The organism is Shewanella sp. DW31, from assembly GCF_015767295.1.
Lineage (GTDB): Bacteria > Pseudomonadota > Gammaproteobacteria > Enterobacterales > Shewanellaceae > Shewanella > Shewanella oncorhynchi.
Genome location: NZ_JADWMP020000015.1, coordinates 15,974 through 28,522, shown reverse-complemented (window position 1 = coordinate 28,522; position 12,549 = coordinate 15,974). Strand labels below are relative to the sequence as shown.

Genomic DNA, 12,549 nt, shown 5'->3' with positions numbered 1-12,549 from the left:
AGGTGCCATCGCAAAGCTTATCAAGAGCCGAAGGTGGAATGAGACTAAATAACGGCTATTTACTTAAAGGATTGAACTAACAGATATTGATAAGCGGTGGAATGACGGTTCACTAAAACAAACCGAGGCTTATGCCTCGGTTTTCGGTACGACAAAAAATAACTGACAAGGGTTAACCCAAATCGACTTACACAAAAACGATTTACATAATGTCGATTTGAATAAGGTCGATTTACAAAAGTCGCCTTACAAAGCCCTCTTACAAAAGATCAGTCTTCCGCTTTAACAGCTTTCTCAACCACGGCAATACCCAGTTCAGCTAATTGCTGCGGATTGGCAAAACCAGGCGCGTTAGTCAGCGGACAAGCGGCAGTGGTGGTTTTCGGGAACGCCATCACATCGCGGATTGAGCTTGCGCCCGTCATCAGCATGATGATGCGGTCTAAACCAAACGCTAAACCAGCATGTGGTGGTGTGCCGTAACGCAGCGCTTCTAACAGGAAGCCGAACTTCTCTTTAGCTTCATCGTCAGTAATGCCCAGAATACGGAATACCGCAGACTGCATTTCTTGGTTGTGGATACGCACCGAACCACCGCCTAATTCGCAGCCGTTTAATACCATATCGTAAGCATCAGAAACACGATTTGCTGGGTTAGCTTCAAGTTCAGCTGCCGTTACACCACGCGGTGCGGTGAACGGATGGTGAACCGCGTAGAAGTTGCCGTTGATTTTCTCAAACATTGGGAAGTCAACTACCCACAGTGGACGCCATTCACCTTGCAATAAGCCAAAATCTTCGCCCGCTTTAAGACGCAGTGCGCCCATAGATTCGGCAACCACAGTCGCCTGATCTGCACCAAACAGGATAATGTCACCAGTTTGCGCGCCAGTGCGGCTCACGATTTCATTGACTATGCTTTCGTTTAAGAATTTTAGCACAGGTGATTGAATGCCTTCTAAGCCAAGGCTTAGGTCATTAATCTTCATCCACGCTAAGCCTTTAGCACCATAGATGCCAACAAATTTAGTGTAATCATCGATTTGCTTACGAGACAGCGCAGCGCCGCCCGGAATACGCAGTGCAGCAACACGGCCTTCTTCATCGTTCGCAGGACCAGAGAATACCGCAAATTCGACTTCTTTGAGTAAATCGGCAATGTCCACCAGCTCTAATGGGTTACGTAAATCTGGCTTATCTGAACCGAAACGACGCATCGCTTCGTTGTAGGTCATGCGCGGGAACTCGCCGAGATCGACGTTCAGCATTTCAAGGAACAGACCACGCATCATCTCTTCGGTTTTCGCCATCACTTGCTCAGAGCTCATGAAAGACGTTTCGATATCGATTTGGGTGAATTCTGGCTGACGGTCGGCACGTAAGTCTTCATCACGGAAGCATTTTACGATTTGATAGTAACGATCAAAGCCTGACATCATCAGTAACTGTTTAAACAACTGTGGTGATTGTGGCAAGGCAAAGAACTGACCTTTATAAGTACGGCTTGGTACTAAATAATCGCGGGCACCTTCTGGGGTTGCCTTGGTCAGGATCGGGGTTTCTATGTCTAAGAAACCGTTTGAGTCGAGGAAACGACGCACAGAACTGGTGACTTTAGCGCGGAAAATTAATCGCTGCGCCATTTCTGGACGACGTAAATCTAAGTAACGATACTTAAGACGTTGCTCTTCGCTGTTGTTCTGGTAGTTATCCATGCTCAATGGCAGTGGATCGGCAGCATTGATAATCGTCAAGGCTTGACCTAAGACTTCAATCTCACCCGTCTTCATTTGACCATTGACTTGGCTATCAGGACGGGCACGAACTAAGCCTTTGACCTGAACGCAAAATTCGGCGCGCAGCGTGCTAGCGACATTGAACACCTCAGGTAAGTCTGGATCATAGACCACTTGGATGAGACCTTCTCTGTCTCTTAAATCTAAAAAGACAACGCCACCCAAATCACGGCTACGATTAACCCAACCTACCAAGGTAACTTCTTGTCCAACGTGAGACTTATTGACGTCTCCACAATAATGACTGCGCATCTAACTCTATCCTTTATCCGGAAACCGGTGCTTTGGAAATAATCAAAACGAGATAAAAGCGGCATTATAGTAAAATAATGCCGATTACCAAAGTACTTCACACTTAGGCGGTGAAGTATCAAACAGTTTTACGCCCTTGACTAGAGGCGAACGCACTATCTGAGCATGAGCGTTCAAAAAAACATCAAGCTGAGCGATAACAACGCCCGCCGCTACTTTTTGCTTGGTACATCAGCTGATCGGCTTTTTTCAACAAACCTATCGCTGTGTCACCATCGCGGGGGTAAATCACCACGCCGATACTAACGGCGATGCTGACACTGACGCCTTGAATAAGCAAAGGGCTCGACAGTGCCTGTAGAATATTATCAGCAACTTGGGTTGCAGCATCGAGATCTTGAACACGATTTAGCAGGATAACAAACTCATCGCCGCCAAATCGCGCAACGGTATCGGATCCACGGATAACCTTGGTTAACTTTTGGGCGACCAGTACCAGTAATTCATCGCCAATAGGATGACCGTGTTGGTCATTGATTTGTTTAAAACCATCGAGATCGATGAATAACAAAGCGAAATGTGCCTGTTCTCTGCGATGAGATAGCAAAGCTTGGGTTAGTCTGTCATCAAGTAAGGCACGATTGGGCAACTGAGTTAAAGCATCATGATTAGCCACATGCAACAAACGTTTTTCTGCCACCAATCGCTGGGTGATCTCACGATTTAAGCGACGATTCACTAACAACACCGCCACCATCACTAAGCACAAGATTATCACGCCAAACACGATATAACGCAGCCATTGCAGATATTTAGCGCTCTCTGTCGCCACTGAAAATGACACCCAGCGCGTATATATTTTTTGCTGATGTTGAGCATCAACCAAAGCCAAAGCTTTATTAATCAGCGGCACCAGCGGCGCAAATTGAGGATAAACACCAATATGACTGTGTTGATCGGCGAGATCACTGAGCAGCGACATTTTTAGTGTCGGATAGTGGCTGGTTTTCAGCTCAGAAGCTAAAGTCACCACTTTATCGATAAACACATCCGCATTGCCATTCGTCACGGCCGCTAATCCGGCCTGCGTATTTGGCACTATGACTAACTTGAGCGAAGGCTCCAGACTCATCAATTGCGCCACCAAATGATATCCCTCAACCACAGCCACCCTTTGACCTGCGAGCTGAGCAATATTAAAAACCGAGACTTGTTCCAGTTGCGACACTAAGGCCCACGGCGATGGCCAATAGGCTTCACTAAACGCTAAACGCTGCTGGCGCTCCGCCGTTTGCGCGACACTGCCGGCTAAACTCACCTCGCCCTTTTGCAACGCCTCGATTAACGAATGCCAATCATCAAAGGCAACGGGCGTGAGCTTAAGTTTGAGTTGTTCCTTGAGCAATTTGACGATATCGCTATTGATCCCCGCAAACTCACCCTGTTCATCCATAAACTCCATCGGTGGCCATTGTTTTAGATAACCGACTTTGAGCTCGCCTACGCTTTCCACATAGGCCTGCTCAGCGGGGCTTAAGCTGACATGACGCTCAGCTTGGGTAAAAACATGATCTTTAGGATTGAGCATCCATTTATGTTCAATCTCAGCAAATTCTTGATTGCTAATACTGTTAAACCCATTGGCTATCCTCTGTGTAAGGCCAGCATCATCGCTACGGGTCAGCACATAAATGTTGGTGCTAAATTCGAGATCAGGATACTGGCTAAAGTCAGACCAGCCTTTATTGAGCAGTAAATAATGGGATGTCCATGCACCCGCGGCGATAAAACCGACAACTTCTCCAGACCTCGCCCCCGCCACCATGGCATCCATACTGTCGTAATAACGCAGTGACACTTGGGGTAATGCTTTACGCAAATCCACCAAATAAGGTGCTGTAGGCACCACACCAATACGTTTACCTTTTAAGCTGTCTAAATCGATTAACTGTTGCTGATAGAGAAAGAGTCGACTCTTCACCGTATATAAATGCCAAGCCTGAGTAAGGCCCGTTTTAACATCATCACTTTCTGGATAACCTATGTGGGCATCGGCGAGACCGCGACGAACATCGTTCACGCTGGAGTTCATATCACCAGAAATAAAATCAACGGCAATACCCGTTTTCTCAGACCACAGTTGCCACATGTCCACATACAAACCATGGGGTAAATCATCGACCCCTAAGTCCACAAAAGGCTCGGCGCCCAGTTGCATCGAAATAACAATCCCAGCTTGTTGACGTTGATAGCCAAGCCAACGTCGCTCCGTTTGCTGAATAAAGTGCGCATCGAGCGCAGTGAAACCTTTATTGATTTTATCGACTAATGCAAGATTGCCCTTTTGAACTGCAGGTACAAACTGCATCGCCTTAATTTGAAGGCGGGCAGTATTGGGAAAGTTTGCGGCAATCTCTTGGGATGAGTCGGGATCTTTCAAATAGCCTTCTAACCCCGCAAAGACTACGATCTCGCCCGCGGCGACCCCTGCCAATAATTTCTCACGACTTTCGTAGCGTTTAAACACAAGCTGCGGTTCGATACGGTGTAATTCCGCTTCATGGGATGAAGCCGCTACCACACCAATTTGAAAGGGGATCAGTTCTTTGATGGATTTTTTGCCCTGCAAGGATTTATGCAAATACAAAAAAGTGCCCACATCCGCAATGGGCACTGCAAAATCAAATTCTTGCTCTCGCTCTGGGGTTTTCCCCATGCCGATATGCACTTGCGCATTACCTTGCCGCAGTTGATCAAGGGACTCGTGCCAGTGGCGCGCCACAAAAACGACTTGGGTATGGCTTTGTTTAGCCCACTCTTTCCATAAATCAACCAGTAATCCAGTCGGCTCGCCATCGTTGTCGACATATTGATAGGGAAAGCTATCCTCACCCATAACGATGATTAATGGCTCAGAGGACAACGGACTTGCCTGCCCCGTTATGCTCAAAAAACAGCTGCACAAGATCACAATTAAGTGGATCACAAACTTCAAGTTGAGCCCTTAGTACTTGATGTACATGTAACGATTTTGTTATCTATTAAGTATTAGACAAAAATTTATCGCAAATTACTAGCATGAGACTTGCTGCTAATCGCTCTGATTCGTTAAAATGCGCAGTTGAATTCCCATGAAAAATCTCAGATGAACGTTTCTCAAGACACTATCTACGCTCAAGCGAGCGAGCATATTAGCGATTTCCAGTTTGATAACCGTGTAGCAGGTGTGTTCAGTGACATGATCCGCCGCTCAGTGCCTGGATATACGCAAATTATCAATACCATAGGCGATTTTGCAGATCGTTTCGTCATGCCAAATACTCAAATTTACGATTTGGGTTGCTCACTCGGTGCCGCGACCTTAAGTATTCGTCGCCAAATCCAAGGCCGCCAATGTCGCATTATTGCTGTAGATAACAGTGAATCTATGGTCGCACGCTGCCAAGAGAACCTGAATGCCTATGTCAGCGATACGGATGTCGATCTGGTTTGCGGTGATATTCGCGATATCGATATTCAAAATGCGTCATTGGTGGTACTCAACTTTACCTTGCAATTTTTACCGCCAGAAGACAGAGAAACCCTGATAGCGAAGATTTATCAAGGTCTGAATCCCGGCGGGATATTAGTACTGTCAGAAAAAATTCGCTTCGAAGATGCTCCTATCCAAACCTTATTGGAAGAGCAACATTTAGACTTTAAACGCGCTAATGGTTACAGCGAACTTGAGATCAGCCAAAAACGCAGTGCGCTGGAAAATGTCATGAAACCTGACACCTTAACCACGCATCAACAACGACTCACCAGCCAAGGCTTTAGTCACTTTAGTCTCTGGTTCCAATGCTTTAACTTTGCTTCTATGGTGGCCATCAAGTGATCAGCTTTAGCTCGTTTTACCAACAAATCGCCGATTCGAATCTACAGCATTGGCTCGAAACCCTGCCGAGCATTTTAGGCCAATGGCAACGGGAACATAAACACGGCAACTTGCCAAAGTGGGAAAAAGTGCTCAACAAGCTGCACTATCCTGCTCCCGACCAAGTGGATTTTGTCGATAGCGTGACCGTCGGTAGTGGCGAGCAACTCAGCCCAGGCGAAAAAGAGAAGTTAGAAAACCTACTGCGCCTATTTATGCCATGGCGTAAAGGCCCCTTCCACATTCATGGCATCCACATCGATACCGAATGGCGCAGTGACTGGAAATGGGACCGCGTTAAGCAACATATTTCGCCGCTAAACAACCGCACTGTGCTCGATGTCGGTTGCGGCAGTGGTTATCACATGTGGCGCATGTTGGGCTCAGGTGCCAAACGTGTCGTCGGTATCGACCCTTCGCCGTTGTTTTTATGTCAGTTTGAAGCAGTCAAACGTTTAGCTGGCCCCCATCACCCAGTGCACTTGTTGCCTCTTGGCATTGAAGAGCTGCCACCGCTCGATGCATTCGACACAGTTTTCTCCATGGGCGTTTTGTATCACAGACGTTCGCCTATCGATCACTTGTTACAACTGCGTGATCAATTGCGCACCGGTGGTGAGCTCGTGCTAGAAACCTTGGTGATAGATGGCGACGAAAATGCCGTACTCGTGCCTCAAGATAGATATGGCAAAATGAATAATGTATGGTTCATTCCATCTGTTGCCGCGCTCATGCTCTGGTTAAAGAAGTGTGATTTCACTGATATCCGTTGTGTCGATACCGATGTCACAGCCCTTGCCGAGCAACGCCGTACCGACTGGATGCCCAACGAATCATTGGTTGAATACCTAGATCCTAACGACATCACCAAAACGGTTGAAGGTTATCCTGCGCCCAAACGCGCCACGATTATCGCAGTAAAAAATCAACCTAATCAGGATTTAAACTAACCTTTTCAGTATGAAGTAAGCGAATATCAGTCATTGCGTCCTCAGGGGTTGAGTTGGTAATGACTGATATCAAAAGTCGAAAGATCACCATTCCTCTAGTTCATCTGGAATCTGGAATCTGGAATCTGGAATCTGTAGGTGTTCAGCAGCTCAGTGTAACTCCTTCCTTGGATAGCAATACATTTGCGACTCCCACCCTTATCGTTGACATCCAGAACAGAACAGGGTTTCATGCATAACAATGACTTGAAGCTAACTCAATTGGATACTAAGTCAAAGTTAACTCATTCCATCACAGATGCAGAACACATAACCCATGTTAAAACCCACTTTACTGTTTGGCTTGAGCCTTTATGTTACGAATGCCGCCTATGCGGCGCCAAGCCCTGTTCCCCTTTTAGTTGAACAATGCCTGCGTTTGCCAAGTATTGATCTTGCGACTGTGTTCGCCAATGCGCGTTTAACTGCGTCTGAATTAACCTTGGCCCAGCGCGCACTTATTTTTGAGCAACAGATGTTAGGGCTTAATAATATCAACGACAGACTCAACTATTACCGTGGGTTTAACTTACCAAGTGAGGAACGCGAGGGTCTACTGCAATGCCAGCTACACCTCGCCGACACCCTGTCGCAACTTATCAGCCAAACTGAATTGAGCCAACTCGCCTATGCCTTAGCCCAAGGCAATGCAGAACAAATACTACTGAGCCAACAGCTTAAACAATTGCTACAACAACATTGGAGCGCCGAGGAGAAAGCGAAATTACATACAGCACAAGCCAGCATAAGCCAAGGGTTAGGCAGTCAACAATTTAGTCTTGCCTTCAATGACAGCCAATGCCAACCCGAAGCGACTCAGCAACAACATCATCTGCATAAAAAAGGTGATAGAAGTGATGAGCCGAAGCCCGACAGTTCAAAGCAGAGCGACTTTTCTGGCACTATCGCCAGTTACTTACTAGCGCAAGAAAACGCCGTATGTCGCCAAAATGTATGGCAGGCCTACCAAGCCAGAGCCAGTGAAACCAATCAAACGGCATTACAGCGAATTGCTGAGCAGCGCCAACAAGCCGCCACTGCTGCAGGCTTTACCGATTACAGCGCATTAGTGCTTAGTTCGCAGCAGTTATCGTCCCCTGAATTAGTCAAAGCCTTTCTCGATAGCCAAACCCAAGATCTGCAAGTGGCTCCCTGGGATATTGGGCGAACCCTGTCACAACAAGCATCAGCCAAGGGGCCGACATGGCAAACTTCTGACGTCTTGAGTCACAGCTTTACTTATCTGCAAGTGTTTGGTTTACACTTTGAGACCATAGAAACCGCTAAGGTCGATAAAATACCTGCCGATCCCAATCGGCCACATATCGTCAGGGTCTACCACCAGCAAAGATTGTTAGGTGAAATCTATGTGGCGTATAACCCAAATCCACAGCAAGGTAGTCAACAGCAGACATTGCGTCAAAGTGTACTCGGCCAGCAATTTGGACAACAAGCGTTGGATCTCAAACCACAGCTGAGTAACTACAAAGACATTGAGCAATTAACCGAATCCATCGCAGAGGCTGTCACTTCCCTTGCTAAAGCGAGCCATTTCTACCTCAACAATGCCATGGGACAGAGTCAAGATAGCTATTTTGTGGCGAGCCTCTGGTTAGCTGAAGTGCTACGCCATCAACTATTTCCGCAATTTGAGCACACCTATTTACAGGAGCGTGAAACACTGGCTAAAGCTTATTCGAAGCAGCTTAAAGTCTTTCGCGCTAAGGTTGCAGTCAACTTTTACCAAAACTCAAGTGCACAAGTCTACCCCGATCTCGGTGCGGAGTTTAATGCGAGCTTTGGCCAAGACTGGCCACAAACACAGGATTATCCTTATAGCTTCAATACTATCGCCAACGAAGGACCGCTCTACTACCAATCACTCTGGCAAGCATCGCTAGCCCAGCTGATAGCTCAATCCACATTCAACTGCCAAGACAAACTCAAATTATTCAATGTATTAGTCATCAATGAAGACGCTTTGAGCTTAAGTGACCAATTAAAAGTGGTCATTGGCGCCCCCGTTGATAGTGCTGCACTGATCCAAAGAATTTCAAATAGCGCCGCTTCAGAACATGCTGACAATTCCAACAATCAAGCTTTCGACGCAACAGGTTCTTGTGCGTTTTAAGTGTGAATGCTTAGGATGTGTTTGTGACTCGCTCGGGTGCAAACACTGAAAATCGTCATGATTAGCCTCTCTATCCCCTCAATAACTTAGCGCGACATAACTATCTATATGTCGTGGGAATGACTGACTCTATGATATTTAATTGAAAAAGTCGTAAGAAGTGGCCACTATAAGCCTCAATCTATCGTTTTTTTGAGATTATAATGACTCGAGCTAAATCTACCTTAGAACAATGGCGTATTTTGCAAGCGGTGGTCGATTTTGGCGGCTATGCCCAAGCGGCCGAAAAACTCAACAAGAGTCAATCGTCACTTAACCATGCCGTTGCCAAATTACAGCATCAATTAGGTATCGAGCTACTCGAAGTCAAAGGCCGTAAAGCCTATCTCACCCCGCAGGGCGAAGTGCTGCTGCGCCGCTCACGGCATGTCACCCAAGCCGTCAACGAGTTAGAACAACTTGCGAGTAATCTTGAACAAGGGTGGGAGCCAACACTCACGATTGCCCGTGAAATTATCTATCCGATGAAAAGCTTAGTGTGTGCCCTCAATGCGTTTCTGCCCCACAGTCGTGGCACTCGAATCATCATGCTGGACTCAGTGATCACCGGTACTCAAGAGCTCATTCTGCAGAGTAAAGTCGATATTGCTATCTGTGCAGGGGTGCCGCCTAAAGGGTATTTATCCGAACCCTTATGTGAACAAGAACTCTACCTCGTCTGTCATCCAAATCATCCACTCGCTGATTTAGGCACAATTGAAGACGATAAACTACTGGCACAATATTTACAGTTAGTGATTAAAGATACTGGAGTGCAATCCAACATTGATATCGGCTGGCTCAAAGCTGAGCAGCGCTGGACAGTCTCTAACTTCCATGAAGCTAAAGTCATTTTAAATCAAGGTATTGGTTTCTGTTGGATCCCCTCTTTCTTAGTCCAAGAAGAATTGGCTTCGGGTAATCTAGTACGTTTACATCTTGAGGGTAGCCAAAAACGTCGCATCATGTTGAGCTTAGTTATCCCTAATAGGGATCAACAAGGGCCTGCATCAAAACTGCTCGCTTCCTTGATTTTAAAACAGCACGGAATTGAAACGACGAATAGTCATTAACAGCAAGATACCAAACGAGTTATCAATTCGAGTGAGCAAAACGACAAGTGCCAACTGCTGATTAAATGGTTAGTTCTTAGTGGTACTGAGAGGTTGTTTCGAAAAAGATGATGAACAGCGAATCATGGGAATAGTTAAAGCCTAATCTTACACACTAAAGTCGACATAGCGTGCTTGTTGATAACCCAAATATTGCGGCTGAATAAATCCCGTCTCCTGCAAGAGGTCATCCTCCACATATAACTCGCTCTGCAAAGACACATTAGTATTCGCGCTAGCACTGATATTTGAAGACTGCTCATTTACATTGTTTGCGGACAAAACATCCGTAGATTGCAAATTGCTAGGCAGATCATTTGAAGATGCCAGATAAGAAGGCTGAATATTGGCTTGCGACGTCATATCGACACGAGCTGAAGGTCCGGCACTGGCTTGTGCAACCGCGGCATAATAACGGCTTGCAGCACTATCGGATCTTGAGATAAAACCCGTCGCTAAATCCGCTGAAGTTGAAGCTTCTCCAAATGCTAAAGTTGCGGTCGGTGGCTCAATCGTTTCCACTGTGGTCGATGTAGTGACTGAGTCACTGATATCAGAAGAGGTTTTCGAACCCGTATCAATGACTTTCGTGTTGACCGTTTGCGCCTCGATCGCTTGTTTTAGCTTATCAAGCGCAGTAGAGGCGGGGGTGAATACAGCCTCTTGGGGCTGAGCAATATTACCGGACTCATCAACGTCTCCCGTCACTACAGGTGTATGTTTTTCTAACGGTGGCAACTCTTTGATTTGAGCATCCGCGTCTATTAATGTTTGAGCCGTTTGCAAGTCAACAATTTGTTTTTGTCGCTCCTCTGCCAGCATCACCTTAGCTTCATTCATTTTTTGCAAGGCTTCCGCGGCAACACGGATATCCGCTGATGACGGGTCAACAGGAGCCATTGCTGCGGCATAAACTTGCTTCATTTTGTTTATCGTTGCAAGCGGGTCGCCTCCCACTGGAGAGACATCAATCTGCACTTCGCCATCGGTGGCGTAACGTTGGCCATCAGCACCCTTTTCATACTTAAAACTCGGGCTCTGAGCGTATTGTCCTCCGACGGTTGCGTGGGCATGCTCATGGGCTTTAACCTCTGAATCTCGAGTTTTAAGTTCATCGACTTGCTGTTGCTGTTGAGCCTGTACTTTTTCTTGGGCTTGTATCTCTTGTTCCTGAGCCTGCTGAACCAGTGATTGCTGCTTTGCCTCTTCCGCTGCTGCTATTTGCTGTTTCCGCGATTCTTCTTCCTGTACTTGCTTTTCAAGCTGATTATCATTTGGGGCAAAGACAGCAGCTAAGACTTGTTGACTATCATCTGGGTTAGACGCTGCCGCAGGAGCATCTACAGGACTAGCTTGAGCCTGAGCTTCACCGAAAACTTGAGTAAATTGTTCTAACACAGTCGGTCGAGCAACATCATTGCTAGCGGATTGATCTGTGGCTTGCGTAGAGTTTGACTGACCAACAGGCCCTGCACTCGTTGCTACACTCTTATTTACAGCACTCTTATTTACAGAACTGTTAATTGCAGAATCGGTCGTAGTGGGATCAACTAACGCAGCTCCAGTAAAGACAGTTTGTGGTCCAAACACTGCCGCTAAATAAGGCATTATTGGAGAAATATCACCCGTATTGGATGGATTGAAAGCAGGAATATCAGTACCCCTAGTGCCAATTGATGGACTCAGAGGCGTAAAAATATCAACGGGAATATTGCTCGTTACACTGAGATTTGGACTTATTGTAGCCAAGGAATTTACCCCAAGTCCGCTATTACTCGTACCCGCGACAGGCGAAAATACCTGAGTAGAAATAGGTGCCGCAATCTGTCCCCCGCGTACACCAGAAATGGATCTTGGTCCTGTTAACAAACTAAAACTCGCATCGGCATGTAAGCTAGCTCGATCATTTAACGTATTTACCTGAGGATTGCTCCTTGGCGTTGGTACGGAAAAAGGAGCGACCTCGAGTGCTTGGCTTGCACCATTCAGTACAGGAAGTACAGATGCAGCAGTTGATGAAACAGCACTAGAAGCTGCAAAAGACACATTTGGTGATGAGTTAAGAGATTGGGAAACGTTAGCAGCTAATGAAGTAATAGGCGTGGCTTGAACTGGAGCAAATGAAGTTCCAGTAACCTGTAGTTCATGGACACCACTCGCTTCAATTTTTGCGGAGCCTGCAGTGTGAGCGCTGGCTCCTTGATAAGTGCTATTAGCGTGACTCTGGCTTAGATTAGAGCTGAGCATCTTATCATGTGCCGAAAATGAAGAGGATGGCGCTCCAACCTTAAGTGATAGCGCCACAACCGACATG

The 12,549-nt window shown here is 46.5% G+C and carries 7 protein-coding genes; 4 read left to right on the top strand and 3 right to left on the bottom strand.

Annotated features, from left to right (window positions below; genetic code table 11):
• Nucleotides 1-269: 269 nt before the first annotated feature.
• Together aspS and GWI56_RS13415 are read right to left on the bottom strand one after the other, a co-directional pair.
• Complete coding sequence (gene aspS / locus GWI56_RS13420) at nt 270-2,048, bottom strand: aspartate--tRNA ligase (protein ID WP_198573164.1); 1,779 nt, start codon at nt 2,046-2,048, stop codon at nt 270-272.
• 184 nt (nt 2,049-2,232) lie between these two features.
• The gene (locus GWI56_RS13415) at nt 2,233-5,043 is read right to left on the bottom strand and encodes a transporter substrate-binding domain-containing protein (protein ID WP_198573163.1); all 2,811 of its coding nucleotides are present in this window, start codon (nt 5,041-5,043) and stop codon (nt 2,233-2,235) included.
• Nucleotides 5,044-5,193: 150 nt separating this feature from the next.
• Between GWI56_RS13415 and cmoA the strand changes: the two genes are divergently transcribed.
• From cmoA to GWI56_RS13395, 4 genes are all read left to right on the top strand, one after another.
• Nucleotides 5,194-5,925 (top strand): carboxy-S-adenosyl-L-methionine synthase CmoA, encoded by a 732-nt coding sequence (gene cmoA / locus GWI56_RS13410; RefSeq protein WP_006081747.1) that lies wholly within the window; start codon nt 5,194-5,196, stop codon nt 5,923-5,925.
• Nucleotides 5,922-6,914 carry a tRNA 5-methoxyuridine(34)/uridine 5-oxyacetic acid(34) synthase CmoB gene (gene cmoB / locus GWI56_RS13405; protein ID WP_198573162.1) on the top strand — a complete coding sequence of 331 codons (993 nt, stop codon included), beginning with the start codon at nt 5,922-5,924 and terminating at the stop codon, nt 6,912-6,914. Before cmoA ends, cmoB begins: the two co-directional genes overlap by 4 nt.
• A 316-nt stretch (nt 6,915-7,230) precedes the next feature.
• A complete protein-coding gene (locus GWI56_RS13400; RefSeq protein ID WP_198573161.1) occupies nt 7,231-9,084 on the top strand; it encodes a M3 family metallopeptidase in 1,854 nt (617 codons plus the stop codon).
• A gap of 203 nt (nt 9,085-9,287) precedes the next feature.
• Nucleotides 9,288-10,196: a LysR family transcriptional regulator gene (locus tag GWI56_RS13395; RefSeq protein ID WP_198573160.1), complete on the top strand. Its 909-nt coding sequence runs from the start codon at nt 9,288-9,290 to the stop codon at nt 10,194-10,196.
• A 147-nt stretch (nt 10,197-10,343) separates the two neighbouring features.
• Here the strand turns inward: GWI56_RS13395 and GWI56_RS13390 are convergent, their stop codons facing one another.
• Nucleotides 10,344-12,548 (bottom strand): putative metalloprotease CJM1_0395 family protein, encoded by a 2,205-nt coding sequence (locus tag GWI56_RS13390; RefSeq protein ID WP_198573159.1) that lies wholly within the window; start codon nt 12,546-12,548, stop codon nt 10,344-10,346.
• Nucleotide 12,549 lies beyond the last annotated feature (1 nt).